Genomic DNA, 25,328 nt, shown 5'->3' on the forward strand with positions numbered 1-25,328 from the left:
CACCTTTCTCTAAGCCGTCCGCCGGTCGGGACCACACCCCCATGAAATCCCGAGGTTAGTGGGCAGGATTGCGTGGAGGATCGACATGCCGTCCGGCGCGGGACGTATCGAGACCCGTCGCTCGGCGACCGCTCGGGATGCGCGCTTGACAGCTGCGGCGGGGTCCAGCTCCTGTGCCCGAGCGCGAGTGGCGCGGCCCGAGGCCGACGCCGTCATAGCGGGGAGCCTCCCCTCGAGCTCCTGGTCGACGAGCGCTCGATCCTCGTCGCTGAGGACGAGCACGTTCTTCGCAACTTCGGCAGCCGCCCATTCGCTGATCTCGCCCTGCTCGAGGAGCTTGGTGGTGCGGGGCAGCGTCTCGACGAGGATCCGGTGGATGACCAGCTGATCCGAAGCATGTTTCGGAGTGATTCTGCGGGCAAGCGCGACCTGATCCGCGACCCCTTTGCCGAGCTCCCCCCGCGCGACCCCCTGGTGCCTCTGCGCGGCGATCTGGGACTCCCGGAACACGACCTCCGCGTGCGCCTGGCAGGCACCGAGCGCGCCCTTCCCCCGTTCGAGAGCCGCGATGAGGTCGATCAGGTCATGGTCCGAGGAGCTCGCGAGATCCTCTCCCCGCGGGGCACGTTCGAGGAGGCCCGCGAGCTCCCTGGTCCAGGCAGACGCAGGCGAAGAGCCGGGCAGCGCCGTCACGACCGCTTCCATGGCTCTCCTCCTTGCGTCGTCCGTCGTCGGCATCATTGCCGGGATCGAACAGCTGTTCGTTGATTCCCCTCCAGAGTGACCCTCAAAGCACCTCCGAACAAGACCCCCGAGGAATTGGGGACTAATTTGTGGATAACCACCCACTGTGGAGGAAAGAACTCACGCTCGTCCACTGTCGTGAATGCGCTGTGGATAACTCGATGCCATCAGACGATTGCGCCCGATGAGTCAGCCAGAAGAGCCGTCAATCGAGCCCGTCAGAAGGTCCGTCGGTCGAGCCCGTCAGAAGGTCCGTCGGTCGAGCCCGACTGATGACCCGCCGGTCAAGCCCGTCAGATGACCCGCCGGTCAAGCCCGTCAGATGAGCCGCCCCTCGAGTCGCCGGAATGACCTCCGACCGCATCTCGCGGCCGGACGAAGAACCTGGATGCCGAGGAATCGCCAGGGTCACTGTGTGCGAAGTACGGCAGCGACCAGCCAGCGGACAGGCAGCGACCACCCACCGCCCGAGAGCAGCGCGGCCGCCGACAGCACCACCGCGGCTCCCGGCCCCTCTATTCCCCGTGAACCCTCCTCGTGAGAAGCCTCCCGGCCCCCTCCCGCTCGCCCGCGCGCAGGACTAGCGTGGCGCTCATGTGGCAGATGATGGATCTCCTGTACGGGCACAAGAAGGACATGGTCACGCCGGAGGATGCGCTCCCCGGCCGAGACCAGTACACCTACTCCCTCGCGCGCGAGCACCTCGTGCTGGGCACCGACATGCTCGGCCCGGACTCCCCGGTCGATCCGCGCCCCTGGCCGGCCGACACCGAGGAGATCATCCTGGCCGGCGGCTGCTTCTGGGGCATCGAACGCATCGCATGGAAGACGCCCGGTGTGCACACGACCTCCTCCGGCTACGCGGGCGGCTACACGCCGCACCCCACCTACGAGGAGGTCTTCTCCGCGAAGACCGGACACACCGAGGCCGTGCGCGTCGTCTACACCGGCGGGGACGAGACCCTGCGGGCACTGCTCTCCCAGTTCTGGGAGCAGCACGACCCCACCACGGCGAACCGCCAGGGCAACGACGTGGGCACCGAGTACCGCAGCGCCGTGTACTGGAGGACCGAAGCGCAGGGCGAGGTGGTCCGCGACTCCGCGGTCCGCTACCAGGACGCCCTCGACGCGGCCGGTCGCGGCGCCATCACCACGGAGCTGAAGCCGCTCGCGGCAGCCGGCGACGGGCGGTACTACACCGCCGAGGCCGAGCACCAGCAGTACCTCGAGAAGGTCCCGAACGGGTACTGCAACCACGGTTTCAACGGCGTGGCCTGCTCGCTCGGCTGAGTGACGGGCAGACGGGACACCCCGCTCAGCTCGGGTCGACGTCGAGGTCCGACATGTCCAGGACGAACCGGAAGCGGACGTCACCCCGGGCAAGCCGATCGAGGGCCTCACCGACCTGTGAGGACGGGAGCACCTCGACATCGGCGACCACGCCGTGCTCCGCGCAGAATTCGAGCAGCTGCGCGGTCTTCGCCATCCCTCCGCTTCCGGCCGACGTGAGCTTCTTGCGTCCGAGCAGCAGATCCGTGGTCTCGACGGTGACGGGGCCGAGGTAGCCGACCTGCGCCAGGGTGCCGTCGAGCGCGAGCAGCTCGAGATACGGGGCGAGCTCGTGGGAGACGGCCACGGTGTCGACGATGACGTCGAATCGTCCCCGCGCCGCGGCCATCGCCGGCCCGTCGCCGGAGACCAGGAGATCCGCAGCCCCGAGCTGCCGAGCATCCTCAAGCTTCCCCGCTGAACGACTGATGACGGTGGTCTCGGCGCCGAGCGCCGTGGCCAGCTTGACCGCGAGATGCCCGAGCCCTCCCAGACCCACCACGGCGACACGCACTCCCGGCCCGACCTCGAGCGCCGTCAACGGCTCCCAGACGGTGATCCCCGCACACAGCAGAGGTGCTGCGGCGCTCGGATCCAGACCCTCCGGCACGCGGTGGGCGAACTCCTCGCGCACGACGTACTCGCGCGCATATGCCCCGAGGGTGGGCCTCCCGTCCCGTCGATCCACTCCCCCGTACGTCAGCGTGGGGAACTCCCGGCAGAAGTTCTCCTGCCCGGCGGTGCACATGTCGCAGACGAGGCATGCGTCGACGATGTTGCCGACCGCGACGACGTCCCCGATCGCGAAGCGCTGGACCTCCGGACCGATCTCGGTCACGACACCGATGAACTCGTGGCCGGGGACCAGGGGAACCGAGGAGCCACCATCCGTCGCCTCCGCAGTCTCATCCGCAGCCGCGGCCGCCGCCGCACTCGCGCCCGCAGCCTCATCCCCGCCCGCGCTCCTACCCCCGTGATCGCGCAGGGCGTGGAGGTCGCTATGGCAGACGCCGCAGTAGTCGACGCGCACGGCGACGTCGTCTGCCCGCAGATCGCGGCGCTCCACCGCCTCCCGGTGCAGCGTCGCGCGGGCGCCTGCGGCTGCGTGCTCCGCAGCAGACCCATCCGCCGCAGACCCGTCCGGAGCAGACCCCTCTGCGGCTGATCGGTGGGCCACCCATCCCTGAGTACTTCGCATCGTCTCTCCTAACAACAGACTGTTCGGTCTGCTTTAGTGTGCGACCCCGGGACGCCGAAGTCAAACAAACTGTTCTGTTGCGTATCGTGGAAGCATGCAGACCGGATCACGACCGACCAAGGTGCTGACCGCACGAGGTGCCGCGACCCGGCAGCGCATCGTCGACGCTGCCACGGAGGAGTTCGCGCAGCACGGCATCGCCGGTGCGCGCGTGGAGCGCATCGTCGCAGCCGCCCGCACCAACAAAGCGCAGCTCTACGACTACTTCGGGAACAAGGACGGCCTGTTCGACGCGATCTTCCGGGACTCCCTGGAGCGGATCGTGGAAGTGGTCCCGATCGACTCCTCGGACCTCCCGGATTGGGCCGTGCGCCTCTACGACGAGTACGTGGAGCAGCCGTCACTCATCCGACTGGCCACCTGGACCCGCCTCGAGCGTCGACCCGAAGGTCACCTCGTCGAGGACGCCGACCGGCTGGACGACCGCAAGCTGGCCTTCATCGCCGACGGCCAGGCGGCGGGGACGATATGTGCCGGCGACCCGTTCGACATCATGGCGATGGTCATCAGCATGTCCATGGCCTGGTCACCGGTCAGCACCGTCTATGCCGCGACCTCCGCCGAGCCGACGACGGTCCACGACGCCCGTCGCGAGCTCCTGCGCGACTGCGTCCGCAGAGCGGTCATGACCGGCTGACGGCCCCGCGGCCCCGTGGCCCGCGCCGTTCACGGCGGAGTCAGCTGGCCGACGTGCTGGCGACGCCTGCGCCGGATGCGGCTGTGCCCGCGCCTGCGCCTGCGCCTGTGCCTGTGCCTGTGCCTGTGCCTGTACTAGGCAGACCGTCCCCGATGTCGCCGCCCATCAGATTGCGTCGGGCGCCGATGTCCGGTCCTCCGGCGGGGCGGGCTGGGGCCGGCGCAGCACCCATCAGCTGGGCGGCGAACCCGCCGGCCTCGCGGGGCATCGGGGCACCGCCGGGGACGCAGGCGGAGGCCGCTGCCGAGCTCCGCTCGCGCGCCTGCGTCCCCGCCCGGGCGAACCGACTCATCTGCTCCGTCGTCGGGTACATCGCGCTGACCACGATGTCCAGCCCCAGCAGCGTCACGGGGAGAGCACTCTCGCCGGCAGAGTCCAGCAGCGCCCGCACCGGTTCGCACTCCTCGAAGGCCCAGGCGTCCTCATCCTGCAGGTAGACGGTGATCGGATGGCCGTCCAGCGCCAGGGCCGCGGCCTCGTCGAGGAAGGCCTCCTGCGTCTCCGCATCCGGCGGCGGCGAGGGCAGGAAGATGTCCAGCGCCGCCAGCTGTCCGAGGTCGTCCGCATCGCTCATGCCGACCACGGTAGCGCTCCGGGCGGCACCGCGGAGGGCGGGTTCACGCCGCGACAGGGCCGGGGCGGATCAGCACAGCACGCGGCGCGCCGTCCGGAGCCAGGCCTCGCCCTCTGCCAGATAGCCGAGCCGGCCGAGATGGACGCCCGTTGTCGCGCGTTCGAGATGCGCCCAGGCCAGGGCTCTCTCCGGGTCCAGTCCGACGCGCCGCGCCAGGCGCTCGGCGAGCTCAGCGTGCCAGCGACGGCCGGCACCCGGCCCGTCGGTGCGGTCGAGATCGTCGATGACCTGCCGGTGGTCGCGCAGCGCGACCCCGAGGTCGTACTCGGGCTCGCAGAGGAAGCCGTCGGGGTCGATGAGCACGTGCGTGTCGCCGCGTTGCAGCACGTTCGCGGGATGCGGGTCGCCGTGGACGACCACCTGATGCTGTGACGGCGACTCGATGAGATCGAGTGCGAGCATCCGGGCTCGGCCGAGCACCTCGGCGTGGAGCGGGGATCCTGGAGCGCCGGCCGCGAGGGCGCCGTCGAGGATCGCCAGCAGGGAGCGCGCCTTCTGCGATGGGGCGAAGGGTCGCCCGACGTCGAGCGGGACCTCCCAGGCCTGCAGCAGCAGGTCACCGAGCAGATCGGTCTGGGCGATGGGATCGGGGACGGTCTGCGGGAGCATCGGGCCGAGCTTCTCGAGCAGCATCGCGTCTCGCTCCCCGTCGTGGGCGATCAGCCGGACGTAGCCGTGACCGTCCGCCGCCGCCAGGATCCGGGCCTGCTGGGCCACATCGGCTCCCCCACCCCCGAACTTCACGACGAAACTGCCGGTCGTCTGGAGGCCGCAGCCCGTGGGGGCGTCGGAGGGTCCACGGGGGCCGACGGGTCCCGACCGACGCTCCACCTCGAGCACCGGCAGTCCGGCGCCCGCCAGATGCACATGCCGGACCTCCAGGCCCCAGTGCGCCAGCACGCCGTGCAGACGGTCGGGGAACTCGGAGACCAGGTCACGAGCCCACTCCAGGGAGGCCCAGGGCCGGGACCGCAGGAGCGCGACGACCTGCTGCGGGGTCGTGGCGACAGGATCCGGGGTCGTCGCGACAGGATCCGGGGCCGTCGCGACAGGGTCCGGGGTCGTGGCGGCAGGATCCGAGGTCACGACGACACGCTCCGGGGTCACCCCGCCGAGGCCGACGCGGCCGCGCGGCCGGCGGCGTCGAGAGTGCGACCCAAGGGCCGGTAGTGCTCGTGGACGGCGTCGCGATAGGCGTCCGCGTCCCCCGCCTCGAGGGCGGTGAGCATCGCCTGGTGCGCGTCGACGGTGACCAGGATGTCCTCGGACTGCACGATCTCCAGCAGGGGCACCGCCGTCGTGTGGATCTCCCAGAAAGCCTGCGCGAGCTGGCGCAGCAGACCGTTGGGCAGCCGCGAGAACAGGGCGCCGTGGAAGGCCGCGTCCGCCTCCGGGAAGGGCCGGCCGGTGCTGGCGAGCACGCGCATCTCCTCCACGAGGCTCTCGAGGTCGGGGTTCGTGGTGCCGCGGTAGATCTCGACGAGCTGATCCGTGACGGAGAGGTCGATGGCGATGCGCAGCTCCACCACCTCGCGCAGGGCCCGCAGATCATTGCCGTCGTCCAGCCGCGCCCGGAACAGCAGTCCGTTCACGAGCGGGGCGAGGGACAGCTGGCCCACGAAGGTGCCGTGACCATGCCGCACCTCGACGATGTCCAGGGAGGCCAGCGTGCGCATCGCCTCCCGGACCGAGGAGCGCGAGATCTCCAGCCGTTCGCACAGGGCGGTCTCCGTGGGCATCGGGTCCCCCGGCACCATGCCCTCCGCCAGGATCAGATCCTGGATGCGGTCGACGGCGCTGTTGCCAGCTCCCTTGGTTCGAGCCATCTCGTTGTCCTCCCCCGGTGCACCGTCACCTCTGTGACGCATGCCCCATCATGCCGTGCGCACCCGTCGAACCTCAGATCGGACGGATGGTCACTGCTGCGTATCGGTATCCGGTCCCGTGGTGGCGATCAGTGATCGATTCCTGTACTGTCCCGGTCATCAGACATCATACGTCTGATCTTCGCAGCGTGGCGGACATCGTCGAACTGCGAGGACGGCGTTCCCCCGACCCTGGCGCGACATGCGTCCGGACCACCCCTTGAAGGGATGCATCAATGGCGATCACCATCTCCGCCGATCGACTCGGACGGCGCAGCTTCCTCCGCGGCTCCGCCGCTCTCGCCGGCGCCGCCGGCATCGTCGCAGGCATCGGCGCCTGCGCCCCGAAAGACGCCGGGAAGGGCACCGGATCGGATTCCGGCGGCGCCCCCGCCGGCGATGCGGACCCGGACGGCCACCTCAGCGCCGCCATCAGCTACGAGCTCGGCACCAACGGCTACGACCCGATGAGCACGTCGGCCGCTCTGACCGTGGCCGTCAACTGGCACACCCTCGAGGGCCTCACCGAGCTGCACCCCGTGACCCGCGAGGTCTACGCGGCGCTGGGCACCGAGATCCCGTCAGCGGAGAGCACCTCCGTGGATGTGACGCTGCGCGACGGCGCCGTCTTCCACGACGGCTCCCCCGTCACCACCGATGACGTGGTCTTCTCCTTCGAGCGGGTGCTCGACCCGGCGAACGCCTCGCTGTACTCGCAGTTCATTCCCTTCATCGAGTCGGTCACCGCGAAGGACGACACCACCGTCACCTTCACCCTCACCGCCCCCACCGGCGTGTTCGCCGAGCGTCTCTCGACCGTGAAGATCGTGCCCAAGGCCGCCGTCGAGGCCGACCCCAAGGAGTTCGACGCCAATCCCGTCGGCACCGGCCCCTGGACGATGACCGACAACGGCGCCACCTCGAAGGTCGTCCAGTTCGAGCGGTTCGACGACTACACCGGGCCGATGCCCGCCCAGGGCAAGACCATGGGCTGGGAGATCATCCCGGACGCCGCGACCCGCACGAATGCCATGCAGTCCAAGACCGTGCAGGTCATCGACTCGGTCCCGTATCTCTCGATCGACCAGCTCAAGGGCAGCGGCACGGTCGACTCCGTGGGCGGCTTCGGCCTGCTCTTCGCGATGTTCAACAACGGGAAGGACAACCCGTTCAACGATCTGAGGAACCGCCAGGCGTTCCTCTACGCGATCGACATGGACACGGTCATCGAGACCGGCCTCAGCGGTCAGGCGGAGCCCGCGAGCTGCTTCGTCCAGAAGGACCACCCGAACTACAAGGAAGCCTCCACGGTCTACTCCCTGGATGCCGAGAAGGCGAAGGCCCTGTTCGCGGAGACCGGCCTGACGTCCTTCCGTATGCTGGTCACCGACCACGACTGGGTCCAGCAGTGCACCCCGATCATCCAGGAGTCCCTCTCCGCGATCGGCATCGACGTCACCTTCGAGCAGAAGCAGTCGGCCGACGCCTACACCACCGTGGACTCCGACCCCGACTCCTTCGACGTGATGGTCGCCCCCGGTGACCCCTCGGTGTTCGGCAACGACCCCGACCTGCTGATGCGCTGGTGGTACGGCAGCCCCGTCTGGACCGAGAACCGCATGCACTGGAAGGGCCAGGAGGCCTGCACCCAGACGGAGGAGCTGCTCGCCCAGGGCCTGGAGGCCGTGGACCCGGCGGAGCAGGAGGAGATCTGGGGCCGGCTGTTCGATCTGATCTCGGACGAGGTCCCGCTCTACCCGCTGTTCCACCGCAAGTCCCCGACGGCCTGGGACCCCACCACCCTGGTGGACTTCCAGCCGATCTCGCTGACCGGGCTCAGCTTCATCGACGTCGCCTCCACGCAGGCGGAGTGACGCGCCCGGGGCGGGGCGAGCCGCGAGCCGCCCCGCCCCGGCAGCCCCGTCGTCGCCGGCCGTGCCCCGTCGGCCCTGCCCCGTCGGCCCCTCGCATTCCTCGTCCTGATCCACCGCTCGACCCACGGAGGACCTCGTGTCCCAACTCGTCCGACTCCTCGGGCGGCGCCTCGTCGCGCTGCCGCTCATGATCCTCGGCGTCACCCTGCTGGTGTTCGTCATCATGTCGCTCTCGCCCACCGACCAGGCTCGGCGTGCGCTCGGCGAATCCGCCTCGGAGGAGGCGCTGGATCTGTATCGAGAGGCCAACGGGCTCAATGACCCGCTCCTGGAGCGGTACTTCTCGTTCCTCGGGGGCATGCTCCAGGGGGACCTGGGCACCACCAGCGGCAACACCCCGGTCACCGAGGTCGTCGCCCGCGCGCTCCCGATCACCCTCCAGCTCACCTTCCTGGGCCTCGCGATCGCGATCGTCATCGCCGCGGTGCTCGGCGTGCTGGCGGCCCTCTTCCGCGACCGCTGGCTCGACCAGGTGATCCGCGTGTTCACCGTCGCATCGCTCGCCACGCCGTCGTTCTGGCTCGCCCTGCTGCTGGTCCAGTGGCTCGCCGACATCCCCGGCGGCTGGCAGCTGTTCCCCGCCCTCGTCTCCGGCTGGGTCGGGTTCTTCGAGGATCCCGCCGTCTACCTCAACAACATCACCCTTCCGGCTCTCGCGCTCGCGATCCCGGTCGCCGGATCGCTCACCCGCGTGGTCCGCACGGCCATGGTCGAGGAGCTGGACCGTGACTACGTGCGCACCGCGATCGGTGCCGGCATCCCCTACCCGGTCGTCGTCAGCCGCAACGTGCTGCGCAATGCGCTGATCACGCCGATCACGGTGCTCGGCCTGCGCGTCGGCTATCTCATGGGCGGCGCCGTGATCATCGAGATCATCTTCAACATCCAGGCCATGGGCCAGCTCATCCTCGACGGCGTCACCCGCAACGACGTGTTCCTCGTGCAGGGAGTGACCCTCGTGGTCGCGATCTCCTTCATCATCGTGAACATCGTCGTGGACCTCCTGTACGTCGTCGTCAACCCCCGCATCAGGAGCATCTGACATGCGACGGAAGCTCGGATCCCGTCTCCAGTCCGTCAGCGGCAGCCCGCTGGCCCCGTTCACCGCCCTCCCCTGGCCCAGCCGCATCGCGGTCCTGTTCCTGGTGGGGCTCACCCTTCTCGCGATCTTCGCGCCGGTCGTCGCCCAGTACGGTCCCCTCGCGAGCGGCCCTCCGGTCCAGCCCCCGGGCCTGGACCACTGGATGGGGACCGACAGGATCGGGCGCGACATCTTCTCGCGCGTCGCCCACGGTGCCCGCTCCTCGCTGATCATCGGGCTCGCCGCCACCGCCGCCGCGCTCGTGGGCGCCGCCGTGCTCGGCTCCTTCGCCGCCACCGCCTCGAAGGTGCCGTCCGAGATCCTCATGCGGGTGCTCGACGTGGTCATGTCGTTCCCGGGCATCGCCCTGGCAGCCGTGTTCGTCGCCGTGTTCGGCACGTCGCTGCCGGTGCTGATCTTCGCGATCGGCTTCCTGTACGTGCCGCAGCTGGCCCGCGTGGTGCGCGCCAACGTTCTCGCCCAGTTCGGCGAGGACTACGTGGCCGCGTCGCAGGTCATGGGCGCCTCCACCCCGTGGATCCTCCTCAAGCACGTCGCCCGCAACTGCATCGCCCCGATCATGGTGTTCGCGACCGTGCTGGTCGCCGACGCGATCGTGCTGGAGGCCTCGCTGTCCTTCATCAACGCCGGCGTGCAGCCGCCCTCCCCGTCGTGGGGCAACATCCTCTCCCAGGGCAAGCAGCTGCTGCTGGCCGGCTATTGGTGGCCCACATTCTTCCCCGGCCTCGCGATCCTGCTGACCGTGCTCTCGCTAAACATCCTCTCCGAGGGTCTCACCGACGCCATGGCCAGCCCGCGGATCCGCACAAAGGTCGACGTCGCGGCCGACGAGGCCGGCGTCGCCACGGCGACCGCTGAGACTGGTGAGACTGCTGAGACCACAGCTTCTGCGAAGGGGGCACAGCCCGACGTGCTGGGGGCGACCGACGCGGAGACGGCGCGGTGCCTGTTGGACGATTCCCTCGCCGCACTGCGGGCCGCCGAGCTGGCACGGCCCGAGCGAGAGGTGGTCGACAGGTCGCTGCCGCCGCTGCTGGACGTCCAGGACCTGCGTGTCTCCTTCCCGGGGGCGCACAACGGCACCGACATCCTCGACGGGGTCTCCTTCCAGGTGCGCCCGGGCGAGACCATGGGCCTGGTCGGCGAGTCCGGTTCCGGCAAGTCCGTCGCGAGCCTCGCGATCATGGGCCTGCTGCCCCGCACCGCCCGCATCAGCGGCACGATCATGCTGGGAGACGTCGATCTGCTGTCGATCTCCCCGAAGCGGATGAACGCCCTGCGCGGCCACGAGATCGCGATGATCTACCAGGACGCGCTGAGCTCCCTGAACCCGTCGATGCTGATCCGCTCGCAGCTGGCGCAGCTGACCAGCCGCGGCGGCACCCGCACCGCCGAGGATCTGCTGGCTCTCGTGGGCCTGGATCCGAAGCGCACCCTGTCCGCATACCCGCACGAGCTCTCCGGCGGCCAGCGCCAGCGCGTGCTCATCGCGATGGCCCTGACCCGCGATCCGAAGCTGGTCATCGCCGATGAGCCCACCACGGCGCTCGACGTCACCGTGCAGAAGCAGGTCGTGGACCTGCTGAACTCGCTGCGTGAGGAGCTCGGCTTCGCGATGGTGTTCGTCAGCCACGACCTGGCCCTGGTCGCCCAGCTCGCCCACCGCGTGACCGTGATGTACGCGGGCCAGGTGATCGAGCAGGGCATCCAGCACGATCTGCTGACCGACCCCCGCCACGAGTACACCCGCGGGCTGCTCGGCTCGGTGCTGTCGATCGAGGCGGGTGCCGAGCGCCTGCACCAGGTCCCCGGCACCGTTCCCTCGCCGCGCGACTTCGCCCCCGGCGACCGCTTCGCCCCGCGCTCGCTGGACCCGTCGGCCGATCCCGCCCGGCGGCCGGAGCTGCTCCCGGTCGGAGGCTCCGGCCACGTCGTGGCGAGCACCGGCGCCGTCCCCGCTCCCCTCGAAGGAGACCTGCGATGAACGAGATCACCGAGAACACCTCCGGGACAGACAGCGCGGACAGCGCGGACAGTGTCGACGTGCGGCCCGCGCCCACCATCGAGCTGCACGACGTGCACGTGGTGCACAAGCTGCGCACCGGCAGCCTGCTGCGGCCCGACACCATCCGAGCCGTGGACGGCGTGAGCGTGTCGGTGCGTCGCGGCGAGGTGCTCGGCATCGTGGGCGAGTCGGGGTCCGGCAAGTCCACCCTGGCGCGTGTGATGACCGGACTGCAGCCCGTGACCAGCGGAACCGTGCTCTTCGACGGGCGGCCCTTCGGCCGCTCGCGGGCCCGACGCCGAGACCTGGGACGCACCGTCTCGGTGGTCTTCCAGGACCCGGCGACAGCCCTGAACCCGCGGCTTCCCGTCCGGGAGACGCTCATGGACCCGCTGCGGGTGCACGACGTGGGCACGGAGCGGGAGCGTCTCGCCCGCGTCACGGACCTGCTGCATCTCGTGGGCCTGCCGCAGTCGGCGATGGAGGTGCTGCCGCGGCAGATCTCCGGCGGTCAGCGCCAGCGCGTGGCGATCGCGCGCGCCCTGGCCCTGGAGCCGCAGATCATCGTGGCCGATGAGCCCACCAGCGCCCTGGACGTGTCCGTGCGCGCCCAGGTGCTGAACCTGCTCATGGACCTCAAGCGCGAGCTCGGCCTGGGACTGGTGTTCATCTCGCATGACATCAGCACCGTCCGCTTCGTCTCGGACTCGATCATCGTCATGAACCGCGGCAAGATCGTCGAGCACGACACCGCCGAGCGGATCTTCACCGACGCCCAGGACGAGTACACCCGCACCCTGCTCGCCGCCGCGCCCTCGCTCCTGTAGCGACCTGCGCGCCGACCACCATCCCCCCGAATGCCTTTCGAAGGAGCACCCCACATGACCACCACGCAGACCTCCCCCTCGACCTCGTCGGCCGATCGCCTCAGCGGTGTCGTCCCCCCTCTGCTCACGCCCCTGACGCCCGAGGGCGAGATCGACATGGCCTCCCTCGAGCGCCTGATCGCCCACCTCCTCGAGGGCGGCGTGGACGGCATCTTCGCCCTCGGCTCGAGCGGCGAGGTCGCCTACTCCGACGACGCCCGCCGGTCCCAGGTGCTCGAGGCGGTGACCGGATTCGTCGCCGGCCAGGTGCCCGTCATCGCCGGCGTCATCGACATGCAGACCGACCGGGTCATCCACCACATGCGCGCCGCCGAGCGCTTCGACCTGGACGGCTATGTGGTCACCGCGCCGTTCTACTCGATCACCGGCCCCGAGGAGATCGACACCCACTTCCGCACGATCGCGGCCGCGGCCGACGCCCCGATCTGGGCCTACGACATCCCGGTGTGCGTGCACACCAAGCTCTCCCCCGCGCACCTGCTGCAGCTCGGCACGGACGGCGTCATCACCGGGGTCAAGGACTCGAGCGGTGACGACGTCTCCTTCCGCCGCCTGGCCGCGATGAACCGGGACGCCGGCTCGCCGCTCACGCTGCTGACCGGCCATGAGGTCGTCGTCGACGGCGCCTACCTCTCCGGGGCCGACGGCTCCGTGCCCGGCCTGGGCAACGTGGACCCCGCCGGCTACGCCCGCATGCACCGCGCCGCGCAGGCCGAGGACTGGGCGCTGGTGCGCCGCGAACAGGATCGCCTCGCGGCCCTGTTCGAGATCGTCTTCCAGCCCACCGACAAGGTGGGGCCGGCGGCCGGCATCGGCGCGTTCAAGACGGCGCTGCGCGAGCTCGGCGTGATCGCCACCAACAACGTCACCGTCCCGATGTCGCCGATCGAGGGCGAGACCGTGGGCCGAATCCGCACGATCCTGGAGCAGACGGGCCTGCTGGGCGGCACGGATGCCTGATCCGGTCCTCGCCCTCGACCTCGGGGGCACGAAGATCCGCGCCGCCCTGGTCCGCGGGGCGGGTGCGGGCTCGGGCTCGGGCTCGGGCTCGGGCTCGGGTGCAGGCTCGGCCGACGGGGCTCTTCCGAGGCCACGGGTCGAGCGAGTGGGCACGGTTCCCACCCCGGCCCGCGACGGGGCCGCGGCGATCCTGGCCGCCGCCCTCGAGCTCGCCGAGGAGGTGCGCGACGGAGCGCCGATCGCCGGCGTCGGCATCTCCTCCGCCGGCGTGATCGACAGCGCCGAGGGGCGAGTCACCCACGCCACGGACTCGCTGCGCGGGTGGGCGGGCACCGACGTCGCCGGCCCGTTCGCCGAGCGCTTCGGGGTGAGCGTCACCGTGCTGAACGATGTGCACGCCCACGGGATCGGCGAGGCCCGCTTCGGAGTGGGCCGCGGTCGCGACTCTCTGCTGCTCGTCGCCGTCGGCACCGGGATCGGCGGATGCCAGGTGGTGGGCGGTTCCCCGGTCCTGGGCGCCCACGGAGCGGCCGGGCACATCGGCCACCTGGCCGTCCCGGAGGCCGAGGGCGTGCCCTGCCCCTGCGGGCGCGTCGGCCACCTCGAGGGCTTCGCCTCGGGGCCGGGCATCGTGCAGCTCGCGCATCGCCTGAGGGCGGAGTCCGGGGATGACGCAGGAGTGCCCGCCTCCGAGATCACCGATGGTCATGGGCTCGCCCGAGCCGCCCTGGAGGGCGATGCGGCCGCGCTCGAGGCGTACCGGCTGGCCGGCTTCGCGACCGGCCGGGTGATCGGCGGGCTCCTCAACGTGCTCGACGCCGAGGTCGTGGCCCTGACCGGCGGAGTCTCCGAGGCCGACGGCCCGTGGGGCGACGCCGTGCGCCAGGGCATCGCGCAGGAGGCGATGGACGTCGTCGCGGCGACCCCGGTGCTTCCCGCGAGCGCCGGCACCCATGCGGCCCTGCTCGGGGCGGCGGCCAGTGCCCACGACGCTCTCCTCTCCCGATGAAAGGCTTCCCCATGCATCCGTTGATCGCCCCGCTCGAGGGCTCGTTGATCGTCTCCTGCCAGGCCTACCCCGGCGAAGCCATGCGCGACCCCCGCACCATGGCCCAGGTCGCCACCGCCGTCCAGACCGGCGGCGCCACCGCCGTCCGCGCCCAAGGCCTCGACGACATCCGCGCCGTCAAGAACGCCGTCGACGTCCCCGTGATCGGCATCTGGAAAGACGGCACCGACGGCGTCTTCATCACCCCCACCCTCGAGCACTGCCACGCCGTGATCGACGCGGGAGCAGACATCCTCGCCCTGGACGGCACCACCCGCCCCCGCCCCGACGGCCGCACCTTCACCCAGACCGTGCACGCCGTGCGCGAAGTCTTCGACGGCCCCCTCATGGCCGACTGCGACTCCCTCGACTCCGCCCTGGTCGCCGCCCACGCCGGCGTCGAGATCATCGGCACCACCCTCGCCGGCTACACCGATGCCCGCCCGACCACCGACGGACCCGACCTCGACCTCCTCCACCAGCTCGCCGGCCGTCTCCCCGCCACCAGCGTCCTCGTCGCCGAGGGCAGGGTCCACACCCCCGCCCAGGCCGCCGCAGCCCGCACCGCCGGAGCCTTCGCCGTCGTCGTCGGCACCGCCATCACCCACCCCACCACCCTCACCACCTGGTTCCACCACGCCGTCACCACCGCCTGACCCACCCCGCCCAGCACCCGGACCGTCGTCCTCACCCACCAGTCCCCGACGATCGGACGTCCTCATGACCCACGACCCCACGACCGCTCCCCCGGAGCAGCCCAGTGCACCGCGAGGGCCCGCCCCGGTACCTGACGCAGGCCATAGCGCCGGCGGGGAGATAGGGCGCGGTGCCCTGCTGACGGGACTCGGTGCGGCCGGCCTCGGACTCGCCGCGGCGCTGGCCCCGTCGGCCGCCGTGGCCGGTCCGCCGGAGCCTCGTCGGACCGGTGGCGCCGAGTCGGTCCCGGTCCTGGCAGCCGGCGCCGACTGGGCTGAGGTGCTCGCGACGACCCCGCAGATCCAGCTCGATCCCGCACAGCGCTATGTCCTGGACGCTCCCGTGGACCTCCCCAGCGGGACCGTGATCGAGGGGCACGGCGCGACGGTGAGCGTGTCGAGCACCGGTCACGGAGCGTTCGTCATCGACAAGGCGGAGGACGTGACGATCCGGGGCGTGCGGCTGCTCGGCACCGAGGCCCCGGCCCTCGACGTCCAGCTGACCGTCGAGCACACGGCCATCCGCGCCCGTCGGGCCCGGAATCTGCGGGTGATCGACTGCGATCTGATCGGCTGGCAGGGTGCCGGGATCGCCGCGACCGGGGACGCCGCGGACGACTACTTCTCCTACGGTCTCCAGATCACCGGCAACCGTGTCGAGGACTGCTACCTCGGCGTCTCCACGGCCGATCGCTGCGAGTACTCCGTGCTCGCCGCCAATGTCTTCACCACGTGCCGGCTGGCGGTCTGGAACTCCTCCGGGAACTGGAACCTCACCGGCAACGTCATCGTCGGCTGCTACGGCGCCTACTACTCGATCGCCGCCACCAGCCCGTTCGGTGATCACGCGACCGACAACTGGAACCACGGCTCGGTCACCGGCTGCACGATGAACCATGCCAACGGCGGCTCACCGCGCCGCTGGACCGCGGAGTTCGCCCTCCCCATCGGCGACACCGTCCGCGACCCGGGCCCCGGGGTGGTCCTCGAGGGCGTGCTGCCCCCGACCTTCTGCGGCAACACGCTCTGGTACACCGACGTCACCGTCCGGGACCTGCCCGCGAGCGTCTGGAACCTGACCGGCTGCGCCCTCTCCGACCTGCGGATCACGCAGGACGGCCGCGCGCCGGTGCGGCTGATCGGCCACCAGTCCAACGCCGGCGAGGAGCATGCGCCCGTCCTCGTCGGCGAAGCCGCCGACGCGCTCTCCCCCTGAGCTCCGCCGCCCGACCCAGCCCGAACCGCCAGGGCCGGCGCGTCTCGCCCGGGCTCTCGATCTCGCGTCCCCGACGCGTGCACTGTCCCCACCCACCACCTGAAGGAGATTCGATGATGAACACCCCTGTGAACGGTCTGTCCCGCCGCGGTCTGCTCGGCGGCGTCGCCGCAGTCACCGCTCTCGGCGCAGGAGCTGGCTCCGCTGCCGCCCTGCCGCCGCCGAAGGAGAACGGCCGCCGGCACGGCACCTACGAGGACCAGCCGCTGGCCTGGCCCGGCTATCAGGGCGTGGCCAACTTCCGCATCCCCGCTCTGGCCGTCGCCCCGAGCGGCGATCTGCTCGCCGCCTTCGACAAGCGACCCATCGGCGGCGATTCTCCGAGCCCGAACTCCCTGTGGCAGCGTCGCTCGCGTGACGGCGGCCGCACGTGGGAGAAGCCCACGGTCATCCGCCAGGGTCTGGAATCCACCGAGCCCGGGGAGAAGCTCGGGTTCAGCGATCCGTCGTACGTGGTCGACCGCAGGACCGGCACCGTCTTCTGCTTCAGCGTGTTCTCCAAGGACGTCGGCGTGTGGGACGGCGACTATGGGAACGACGACGAGGACCGCAGCATCATGAGCGCCACCGTCGCGATCAGCCATGACGACGGCGAGACCTGGGAGTACCGCTCCCTCACCGAGATCGTGAAGCCCGCGGACTGCCGCGCCATGTTCGCCTCCTCCGGCGCCGGCATCCAGCTGCACTACGGCCCGCACGCCGGCCGTCTGGTCCAGCAGTACGCCGGGTTCTTCCGCGGAGAGGGCGAGGGGGACGCGGAGATCGTCCAGGCGTACTCCGTCTACTCCGACGACCAGGGCGAGACCTGGACGATGGGCACCCCCGTCGGCACGGAGATGGACGAGAACAAGGTCGTCGAGCTCTCCGACGGCACGCTCATGATGAACTCGCGGGAGAACGTGCGCACCGGCCGCCGCTGGGTGGCCCTGAGCCATGACGGTGGCGAGACCTGGGAGGATCTGCACCGCGATCCGTCCCTCGTGGATCCGGGGAACAACGCGCAGATCACGCGGGCGTATCCGGACGCCCCGCAGGGCTCCGCGACGGCGAAGGTGCTGCTGTTCTCCCATGCCGACCACGTCCCGAACGACCGGGTGAACGGCACGATCGAGATCTCGACCGACGACGGCGCCACCTGGGAGCGCAAGCGGGTCTTCGACGCCGGCGCCTGCCAGTACTCGGTGGTCATCGCGATCGGTCGCGACGAGTTCGGCCTGCTCTACGAAGCGGCGGACGAGACCATCACCTTCGCCCGCCTCGACATGGACTGGATCCTCTCGCGGTGATCTCCCTCGGCCACAGCCCCTCCCCGGTCCCTGAGGCACCGGTCCCCCACTCCGTGCTCGCCCGGGCCGGGGAGGGGCCGTGGCCCCGGTACCGCATCGTGGGCCTCGCCCACCTCGGCGACGGGATCGTCCTCGCCGCCTTCGACGGCCGCGAGACCGGTCAGGACGTCCCCGATCCCACAGGACTCGTGCAGCGCCGGTCGCTGGACGGCGGCCGCACGTGGGGACGGTTCGAGTCCCTGCGCGAGGCGGACCAGGAAAGACGCCAGTGGTACTGCGACCCCAGCTATGTGGTCGATGCCGTCACCGGCACCGTGCATGTGTTCCACACCCATGCCAAGGATCGCGGGGTGTGGGATGCAGTAGCCGGCACCGACGACGCGGATCGGGACGTGCTGGGTTCCGCGGTGAGCACGAGCACCGATCAGGGCCGTACCTGGACGCACCGCTCCCTCACCGCGATCGCCTCCCCACCGGAGCTGCTGCGCACCGCCTTCCCCACCTCCGGCACCGGACTGCAGCTGCGCCGCGGTCCGCATGCCGGGCGGCTCGTGCAGCCCTACGCCGGCTGGTTCTGGGTGGGCGGCGCCCCGAGCGACGAGCAGGTGGTGCGCTCCTACTGCCTGATCTCGGACGACCACGGCGCCACCTGGCAGCGGGGCGAGCCGGTGGGCGAGGACATGGACGAGACCACCGTCGTGGAGCTCTCCGACGGGCGCGTTCTGCTGAACTCCCGCGACCATGCCCGCGGCGGGCACCGCAGGATCGCCATCTCGGCGGACGGCGGCATGACCTGGGAGGACCTCGGCATCGACGAGCAGTTCGTCGACCCCGGCAACAACGCCCAGCTGGCGCGCCGCTTCCCGGACGCGTCGCCCGAGGATCCGTGCGCGACGATCCTGCTGTTCAGCAATGCGTGGGACCGCTTCGCGCGGGTGCGCGGCACCCTGCACAGCTCGGCCGACGACGGCGCGACCTGGCAGGAAGCACTCGTGTTCGAGCCCGGGCCGCTGGACTACTCGGTGGTCCAGGCACTGGACGACGACGCGATCGGGATCCTCTGGGAGGTCGAGTCGCGCGAGATCCGCTTCGCCCGGATCGAGGCGAAACAGCTGGACGGCTGACGGCACGACGGCGACGGCGACGGCACGACGGCGAGGGCGGTGGCACCCGGGTATCGGGTGCCACCGCCCTCGCAGTGTTCTAGCGTGCATCACGCCCGTCGGCGCCGCCCTGCTCGGGGACGGCGCCGCCCTCGGTCAGCGGGCGTCGTCCTTGCCGCGTGCCGGGTTGTCGATCGTGAACTGCGGGGAGGTGTAGGTCTCCCAGTGGTCCGGGTTCTCCGGATCGCCGAGGGGCTTCAGCACCCGCATCTGCAGCACGTAGTCGCCATCCTTCACGGTCCGCACCCGTTCGTTCTTCAGGGCGTACGTGCCGTCCCAGCCGTAGACCTCGGGTTCCGGGGAGCGACCGAGGTGGTCCGTGGAATCGATCAGGCCCACGCCCGGGTTCACGAGCCGCAGCTTCCCCGTCTTCGAGACCGAGTAGGCCTTCATCTCCAGCCGCTCGACGGGGTACGAGAACGCGTAGGCGAGGTAGGGGATGTCCCCGTCCTGCATCGTGTACGTGCTCCCGCCCTCCGGATCCAGCAGCACGCCGCCGGCTCCATCGCTCACCCCGAGGGAGGGCAGGCCCATCCCCTGGTCGCTGAGGACGGGCAGCGCCTGGTAGTCGCCGGACAGGCCCGCGAAGGGGACCACGAGGTCGTCGTCGGCACTGGTGAACGTCACCCAGCCGCCGTAGATGAGGCCGTCCTCGCCGAAGTCCTCACCGAGGGTCACCTCCACCTCCGACGTGGCGCCGGCCGGCACGGTCATGCTCGACGCGGACGGGTCGGCGGTGCCTTCGGCGGTGTAGAACTGCGGGTTCTCCGTCGGCGCGCCGGTCGCGACGCCGTGCTGGACCCCGATGTCGTAGGTCTTCTCCTGGTCGGAGTCGTTGGTGACCCCGAGGGTGACCGTCTGCAGGCCCTGCTCGCCCTCGCCGAGCGAGATCGAGGGAGCGCCGATGCTGGTCGTGGTGTGCACTGCCTCGACCAGGTCGAGCAGGCCGGCGCCCTGACGGTGGACCGGCTCGAGGTAGCCCTGATCAGGTGAGAGCGACCAGGTCAGCGGATCCGCGGTGTTCATCATCGCGGTCTTCACATCTTTCGGTGCGAGGGCCGGGTGGGCCTGCAGGAGCAGCGCCGCAGCACCGGCGACATGGGGAGCCGCCATCGACGTCCCCGACTTCGCGCCGTGCCCGCCCTGCTCGAGCGGGACCGTGGACCAGATCGAACCGCCGGGAGCGGCGATGTCCGGCTTGAGCTCCAGCTCGGCGGTGAGCCCGTAGGAGGAGAAGTCCGAGACCAGCCCGCCGGTCGCGTTCTCGACGACGGTGGTGCCCTCCTGCCAGGCCCAGGTGACGTCGCCCGCGGCGGCCGCCTCCTGGAGCGCAGCCCCGTCGGCCTGACCGATCATGACCACGGGGATGGTGATCGCCGGGTCGCCCTCGACGGTGGGGTTCACCGCGCCGGGTGAGTTGTTGTACAGGATCACGGCGTCGTAGCCGGCCTCCTGGCCGGCGAGCGCCTTCTCGTAGAAGGAGCAGACGCCGCGTTCGACGAGCAGAGCCTGGCCGGAGCTGGCGGCGGGCGGGACCGCGTCGGCGGTGCAGCCCTGCGCGGCCTCGGTGCCCGGTTCGCCAGCAGGGATCAGCGCGAGCTCTCCCTCGGTGGGTGCGGCCGGACCGCCGGTGGCTGCGGCATAGGCGCGCTCGCCGTCGGCCGCGATGCCGAAGGGCGTGCGCATGTGGGTGTTGTCGACCGAGGCGACGGTGATCGCGTCGGAGGCGACGCCGGGGGCGCCGCTCGAGAAGGTCCCGGCCGCCCCCTCGTTGCCGGCAGAGATGACGACGGTGACGCCGTTGGCGGTGAGGGAGTCGGCCAGCTGCGCCGTGGGGTAGTCCTGCCAGGTCATGAAGCTCGCCCCGAGGGACATGTTCACGACGTCCGCACCGTCGGTCAGCGACTGCTCCATCGCCTCGAGGATCACGTCGGTGCTGCTGGTGCCGTCGCAGCCGAAGATCCGGTAGGAGAGGAGGTCCACGTCAGGGGCGGCGCCGATGACCTCGCCGTCCGCGCCGATGATGCCGGCCACGTGCGTGCCGTGGCCACCGCAGTCGTCGGGGTAGGCGTCGGGCGCCGCGGGGATCCCGGTGGTGGAGTCGTAGTCGTCGCCGACGTAGTCGTAGCCGCCGACGACGCGATCACCGGGGAAGTCGGCCTTCTCGTCGTTGACGCCGGATCCACCGAGGTCGGGGTTGTTGTAGTCGATGCCGGAGTCGATCACCGCGACGGTGACGCCCTCACCCGTGAGGCCGTCCACCTCCTGCACCTGGTCCACGCCGGTCATGGCATTGCCGAACACATCCTCCGGGCCCGCGTCCGCAGGCTCGGCGGGCTCGGGCTGGGCCACCTCGAGCACCGGGTACACGGCCTCTACACCGTCGACGGCGCGCAGCTTCGTGACGTCCGCGTCGTCCATCTGCACCGCCATGCCGTTCCAGCCCTGGACGTAGGTCGTATCGACCGTCAGCGGGATCGACGCATCAGCGGCGCGGGCGCTGACCGTGTCCTGGGCGGAGACGTTGGCCGAGCGGCTGCCGCCGCGGAGCACCGGGTCGCCGGAGACCTCGACGAGCCAGCGCCCGGGGATCGCCTCGGGCGCGGCGTCGAGGACCTCGTCGGGCGTGGGGGTGTCCACGCCGAGGTCGGAGGCGGATCCGAGGGGTTCGGGGCCGCCGTCGGCGAGCGCCGGTGTGGTCACGAGAAGACCGGCGACGAGGGTCGCGCCGGCTGCCGCCGCGAGCACTCCGCGCGGTCTGGGCAGGTGAGGGTGGATGAAGGGCATCGAAGCGTTCCTCCGGGGGATGGGATGGGCGGTGCGCTGCGCATCGTCGCGCCCGGGATCACCGGCGCGCACCAGCACTGCGCATCTCATCACGCCTGATGCACCGGCGTGAGCCCAATCACTGAAGATCCAGGCCACGATCGTGCAACCACGAGGCGCCACGGCTGCGCCGCCCGTGTAAGGGCCCATGCAGGCCCCGGTGACAGCTCGCCGTCACGGGAGTGCGTCCGACGGCTCCTCGCTCTCGCTCTCATGGTGCAGGGTGATCGCCTGGGGCGTCGGCAGCTCGTATCCGGGACGGTCGAGGAACTCGAGGGCCTCGTCCACGCGCTCGTCCTCGTCCAGCACCATCACGCTGAGCATCCCGAGCCGGCCCTCATCGATCTGCAGCTCCAGCGAGAAGCAGAAGCCGCCCTGATCGAAGCGGCCGGTGACCGGCCAGGTCTGATTCCACGGCACGGCGAGGCGCTCCGCCCGCTCGACGACGAGCATCACGTCGCTGCTCCCGCTGCCGACATCGATGACGCGGGTGGAGTCCAGCTGCGTGCGCAGCGCGGGGGCGCCGGCATGGTCGCCGCCGTCGGCCGGAGGCGCGAGCAGAGCCGCGATCAACGCTCTGACCTGCTCGGGCATTTCCACCGTCGCCTGGTCGTCCTCGGACGGAGCAAGCTCGCCACCGCGTTCGGCCCAGGTCGGCGTCGGCACCAGGTAGAGCGCCGCCGCGCCAGCCGCCCCGATCCCGGCCAGCAACAACCGCGGCCGCGACACCCCGAGACGATGGAGCCCGCCCACGATCCTGTGATCCAGATGCTCGGACAGGTCCATGAGGCCCAGGGTGACACCTCCGGTGAGGAGTCCGTCGAGTGCCGGGTCGAGCAGCGCCCCCTCTTCCGTCGTGGTATCCGCGACGAGCAGACCGCTCACCGCAGCCGTGCCCACCCGGTAGGCGGCACGGGTCCAGGGTCCGAGCCGTCGGGGCTCGATGAGGGTGAGAGCGCCCACGGCGCCCGCCGCGACGGTGAGGCGGAGCAGGCGGCCGGAAGAGATCGAGGTCATGAGCTGATTCTATGGTCAGTGCAGGATTCGCCGGCGAGGCGCTCACGAGTCGGAGCAGAGCCCCGCCCCACCCCTGCGATCCGGCCGCGCGTGCGGGCCCGGTACCCTCGCACCGTGAACCGCACCGCCGACGCTCCCTCGACCCGGCAGGACGCCCCGCCGTCCACCGACCGAGTCGCGCGGCGGGGATGGCTCCTGGTGCCCCCGTTGCTCGCCGTGCTCGCGACCGTCGCCTATGGGGTGCAGGGCACGCTGCAGTTCCGGAACCTCGTGACACGGTCATGGGACCTGGGGATCTTCACGCAGCTCGCGCGGGCCTACGGGGAGCTGCGCGCGCCGATCGTCCCGATCAAGGGCGACGACGTGAACCTGCTCGGCGATCACTTCCATCCGATCCTGGCGCTGCTCGCCCCCGTGTGGTGGGTATGGCCCTCGGGCGAGGCGCTGCTGTGGACCCAGGCGCTGCTGCTGGGGATCTCCGCGATCCCGCTGACCCGGCTCGCGATCGATCGCCTCGGCCCCTGGCTGGGCTCCGTCGCGGGCGGAGCGTACGTGTTCTCCTTCGGGCTCCAATCCGCCGCGTCCGTGCAGTTCCACGAGATCGCGTTCGCGGTGCCGCTGCTGGCGATGGCCCTGACCTCCCTGCTGCGTGACCGGGTGCCCGCCGCTGTGCTGTGGGCGGCGCCCCTGGTGCTGGTCAAGGAGGACCTCGGTCTCACCGTCGCCCTGCTGGGAGGGATCATCGCACTACGGCACCGGGACGATCGCGAGCATCGCCTGCTGGGATACGCCCTCGCCTGCTGGGGCGCGGGCTGGTTCATCCTGTCGACCTTCGTGATCCTGCCGGCGCTGAACACGGCCGGGCAGTACGACTACACCGACAACCTCGGCTCGCCGCTGGACGTGTTCTGGCCGGGGGCGAAGTGGGTGACGGTGCTGATGCTGCTGCTGGCCGCCGGGGTCATCGGTGCCCGCTCCCCGCTGATCGCCCTCGTGCTGCCCACGCTGGCCTGGCGCTTCACCGGCACCGTCGAGTTCTACTGGGGATGGGGCTGGCACTACGACGCCGTGCTCATGCCGATCGCCCTGGCCGCGCTGCTCGATGCCCTCGGCGACCGTCGCAGCGGCCGCGCCACCGCGTGGCTGCGGCGCCACGCCCCGGTGCCCGTGCGGCGCATCCGGGTCACCGCGGTCGCGGCCTCCGCCGTGGTCACACTGATGCTGGGCGGGTCGATGCCGGTGCTGGACGTCGTGCGGCCCGGGAGCTGGGAGCCGACATGGCGGGCCCCGTACGCCGCCGCCGCGCTGGACGCCGTGCCGGACGGCGCCGTGCTCGCCGTCGACATCACCCTCATGGCCCAGGCGGTGCCCGACCACGACGTGCAGTGGATCCACGGTCCCAACACGAGGGTGCCCGACTGCGTGCTCAGCGACGTCTACGCCTTCTCCTGGGCCGAGCAGCCGCCCGCAGACATCACCGACTGGTCGCAGGAGACCTGGAGGACGGACTTCGAGACCGTCTACGACGACGGCGGGTTCAGCGTGGCGTGCCGGCCGTAGGGCGCGACGCATCACGAGATCGGCCTCTCGCGCCCGGTGCGCGACGACGGACGAGGTCCAGAGCCCGGCCGCCTGCGCACGCACAGGAGCTCGAGTATTCGATCGCCGCCGTGCCTGCAGCCGCCTACGCTCGGATCCTGGAACCACCGCAGGCACCCTCATTCTTGGTACCTGCTACCTGGTTGCTGGACCCTCAGCATCTTCCCCCGAACGGAGAACCTGTGGCCGACGAATTCGTCTCGGTGACCTCGAGAAGCGTGTCGCGTGATCGGCGGGTCTGGTCGACCACCGTGCATCGGCTGCTCTCCCATCTCGCCGACGCTCGAGTGGACGATCTGCCGGTCCCGCTCGCAGAGCAGTCGCCGGAGCTGGACGAGGTCAGCTTCGTCGAAGGGACCACGGCGGTCGACGTGGTGCTGAACCGCGATCAGGTCGAGTCCTTCGGTCGCCTGCTGCGCTCGCTCCATGACGCCGGCGCGGACTTCGACGCACTGCCCACCGACGCGTGGCAGCCGTTCGAGTTCCGGGCCCATGCCCCGGACCCGTTCAGCGAGAGCACCTTCCTCTCCGAGATCGTGATCGGGCACGGCGACACGGGGCCCTGGAACGTCCTGGTGACCTCGGCGGAGTCCGTGTCCCTGATCGACTGGGAATTCGCGGGCCCGATCGTGCGACTCGACGAGATCGCCGCCACCTGCTGGCTGACCATGCGGTTCCACGATCCCGAGGTCGACGCGGTCGCTCCGCTGACGAGTCTCCAGGAGAAGGTCGAGCTGCTGCGCGCCTTCCTGGACGCATACGGCCTGGAGCGTGCGCTCTGGCCGGCGGTCGTGCAGGGCATGAGCGACTACGCGATCCGCGATACGGCGTACGAGGCCACGCGACTGAACATCTCGGCAGGCGAGGCGGCGACGGACGATTCCGTGCCGTGGCGGCTGGCCTGGCGTTCACGCAGCGCCGCCTGGATCATCCGGCACCGTGCCGAGATCCTTCACCTGCTGGGGGTCTGACGGTGTCCCTCGCGACGGGGAGGTCATCGTGC

The 25,328-nt window shown here is 70.7% G+C and carries 21 protein-coding genes; 14 read left to right on the forward strand and 7 right to left on the reverse strand.

Annotation, left to right across the window (positions count from 1 at the left end):
• Positions 1 to 9: 9 nt before the first annotated feature.
• Entirely contained in the window at positions 10 to 705 is a 696-nt protein-coding gene (locus INT49_RS17340) for a DUF222 domain-containing protein (protein WP_193119003.1), read from the reverse strand.
• Between the two features lie 633 nt (positions 706 to 1,338).
• Between INT49_RS17340 and msrA the strand changes: the two genes are divergently transcribed.
• Positions 1,339 to 2,034 (forward strand): peptide-methionine (S)-S-oxide reductase MsrA, encoded by a 696-nt coding sequence (gene msrA, locus INT49_RS17345; RefSeq protein WP_193119004.1) that lies wholly within the window; start codon positions 1,339 to 1,341, stop codon positions 2,032 to 2,034.
• A gap of 25 nt (positions 2,035 to 2,059) precedes the next feature.
• Here the strand turns inward: msrA and INT49_RS17350 are convergent, their stop codons facing one another.
• Entirely contained in the window at positions 2,060 to 3,271 is a 1,212-nt protein-coding gene (locus tag INT49_RS17350; RefSeq protein WP_193119005.1) for an NAD(P)-dependent alcohol dehydrogenase, read from the reverse strand.
• 94 nt (positions 3,272 to 3,365) lie between these two features.
• Here INT49_RS17350 and INT49_RS17355 point away from each other — a divergent pair, with 94 nt between their 5' ends.
• A complete protein-coding gene (locus INT49_RS17355) occupies positions 3,366 to 3,968 on the forward strand; it encodes a TetR family transcriptional regulator (protein ID WP_193119006.1) in 603 nt (200 codons plus the stop codon).
• Positions 3,969 to 4,008: 40 nt separating this feature from the next.
• On the opposite strand, the gene INT49_RS17360 is transcribed toward INT49_RS17355, so the two are convergent.
• The 3 genes from INT49_RS17360 to INT49_RS17370 form a co-directional block, all read right to left on the reverse strand.
• Positions 4,009 to 4,602, reverse strand: a complete 594-nt coding sequence (locus INT49_RS17360) for an arsenic metallochaperone ArsD family protein (protein WP_193119007.1) — start codon at positions 4,600 to 4,602, stop codon at positions 4,009 to 4,011.
• Positions 4,603 to 4,671: 69 nt separating this feature from the next.
• The gene (locus tag INT49_RS21620; RefSeq protein WP_193119008.1) at positions 4,672 to 5,748 is read right to left on the reverse strand and encodes an aminoglycoside phosphotransferase family protein; all 1,077 of its coding nucleotides are present in this window, start codon (positions 5,746 to 5,748) and stop codon (positions 4,672 to 4,674) included.
• Between the two features lie 17 nt (positions 5,749 to 5,765).
• Positions 5,766 to 6,488 (reverse strand): FadR/GntR family transcriptional regulator, encoded by a 723-nt coding sequence (locus INT49_RS17370; RefSeq protein WP_193119009.1) that lies wholly within the window; start codon positions 6,486 to 6,488, stop codon positions 5,766 to 5,768.
• A gap of 275 nt (positions 6,489 to 6,763) precedes the next feature.
• Here INT49_RS17370 and INT49_RS17375 point away from each other — a divergent pair, with 275 nt between their 5' ends.
• The 10 genes from INT49_RS17375 to INT49_RS17420 all read left to right on the forward strand — a co-directional run bounded on the left by INT49_RS17375 (position 6,764) and on the right by INT49_RS17420 (position 18,844).
• Positions 6,764 to 8,401, forward strand: a complete 1,638-nt coding sequence (locus INT49_RS17375; RefSeq protein WP_193119010.1) for an ABC transporter substrate-binding protein — start codon at positions 6,764 to 6,766, stop codon at positions 8,399 to 8,401.
• Between the two features lie 136 nt (positions 8,402 to 8,537).
• On the forward strand, positions 8,538 to 9,503 hold the full coding sequence (locus INT49_RS17380) for an ABC transporter permease (protein WP_193119011.1): 966 nt from the start codon (positions 8,538 to 8,540) through the stop codon (positions 9,501 to 9,503).
• A 1-nt stretch (position 9,504) separates the two neighbouring features.
• Positions 9,505 to 11,547 carry a dipeptide/oligopeptide/nickel ABC transporter permease/ATP-binding protein gene (locus INT49_RS17385; protein ID WP_193119012.1) on the forward strand — a complete coding sequence of 681 codons (2,043 nt, stop codon included), beginning with the start codon at positions 9,505 to 9,507 and terminating at the stop codon, positions 11,545 to 11,547.
• Positions 11,544 to 12,395, forward strand: a complete 852-nt coding sequence (locus INT49_RS17390) for an ABC transporter ATP-binding protein (protein ID WP_193119013.1) — start codon at positions 11,544 to 11,546, stop codon at positions 12,393 to 12,395. The genes INT49_RS17385 and INT49_RS17390 overlap by 4 nt, the downstream gene beginning before the upstream one ends.
• Before the next feature lie 54 nt (positions 12,396 to 12,449).
• A complete protein-coding gene (locus INT49_RS17395; protein WP_193119014.1) occupies positions 12,450 to 13,415 on the forward strand; it encodes a dihydrodipicolinate synthase family protein in 966 nt (321 codons plus the stop codon).
• The gene (locus tag INT49_RS17400; protein ID WP_193119015.1) at positions 13,408 to 14,424 is read left to right on the forward strand and encodes an ROK family protein; all 1,017 of its coding nucleotides are present in this window, start codon (positions 13,408 to 13,410) and stop codon (positions 14,422 to 14,424) included. Before INT49_RS17395 ends, INT49_RS17400 begins: the two co-directional genes overlap by 8 nt.
• An 11-nt stretch (positions 14,425 to 14,435) precedes the next feature.
• Positions 14,436 to 15,119: an N-acetylmannosamine-6-phosphate 2-epimerase gene (locus INT49_RS17405; RefSeq protein ID WP_193119042.1), complete on the forward strand. Its 684-nt coding sequence runs from the start codon at positions 14,436 to 14,438 to the stop codon at positions 15,117 to 15,119.
• 64 nt (positions 15,120 to 15,183) lie between these two features.
• Complete coding sequence (locus tag INT49_RS17410) at positions 15,184 to 16,374, forward strand: right-handed parallel beta-helix repeat-containing protein (RefSeq protein ID WP_193119016.1); 1,191 nt, start codon at positions 15,184 to 15,186, stop codon at positions 16,372 to 16,374.
• A 113-nt stretch (positions 16,375 to 16,487) separates the two neighbouring features.
• On the forward strand, positions 16,488 to 17,720 hold the full coding sequence (locus tag INT49_RS17415; RefSeq protein ID WP_193119017.1) for a sialidase family protein: 1,233 nt from the start codon (positions 16,488 to 16,490) through the stop codon (positions 17,718 to 17,720).
• Positions 17,717 to 18,844 carry a sialidase family protein gene (locus INT49_RS17420; protein ID WP_193119018.1) on the forward strand — a complete coding sequence of 376 codons (1,128 nt, stop codon included), beginning with the start codon at positions 17,717 to 17,719 and terminating at the stop codon, positions 18,842 to 18,844. Before INT49_RS17415 ends, INT49_RS17420 begins: the two co-directional genes overlap by 4 nt.
• A gap of 135 nt (positions 18,845 to 18,979) precedes the next feature.
• Here INT49_RS17420 and INT49_RS21625 read toward each other — a convergent pair whose 3' ends face one another.
• Together INT49_RS21625 and INT49_RS17430 are read right to left on the reverse strand one after the other, a co-directional pair.
• Positions 18,980 to 21,670 carry a S8 family serine peptidase gene (locus tag INT49_RS21625; protein WP_193119019.1) on the reverse strand — a complete coding sequence of 897 codons (2,691 nt, stop codon included), beginning with the start codon at positions 21,668 to 21,670 and terminating at the stop codon, positions 18,980 to 18,982.
• A 213-nt stretch (positions 21,671 to 21,883) separates the two neighbouring features.
• A complete protein-coding gene (locus INT49_RS17430; protein WP_226850852.1) occupies positions 21,884 to 22,726 on the reverse strand; it encodes a hypothetical protein in 843 nt (280 codons plus the stop codon).
• A 114-nt stretch (positions 22,727 to 22,840) separates the two neighbouring features.
• Here INT49_RS17430 and INT49_RS17435 point away from each other — a divergent pair, with 114 nt between their 5' ends.
• The gene (locus INT49_RS17435; RefSeq protein WP_319021686.1) at positions 22,841 to 24,286 is read left to right on the forward strand and encodes a DUF2079 domain-containing protein; all 1,446 of its coding nucleotides are present in this window, start codon (positions 22,841 to 22,843) and stop codon (positions 24,284 to 24,286) included.
• A 221-nt stretch (positions 24,287 to 24,507) separates the two neighbouring features.
• Positions 24,508 to 25,296: a phosphotransferase gene (locus INT49_RS17440; RefSeq protein ID WP_193119022.1), complete on the forward strand. Its 789-nt coding sequence runs from the start codon at positions 24,508 to 24,510 to the stop codon at positions 25,294 to 25,296.
• Positions 25,297 to 25,328 lie beyond the last annotated feature (32 nt).

It is taken from the genome of Brachybacterium tyrofermentans, assembly GCF_014897585.1.
Classification (GTDB): Bacteria; Actinomycetota; Actinomycetes; order Actinomycetales; family Dermabacteraceae; genus Brachybacterium; species Brachybacterium tyrofermentans.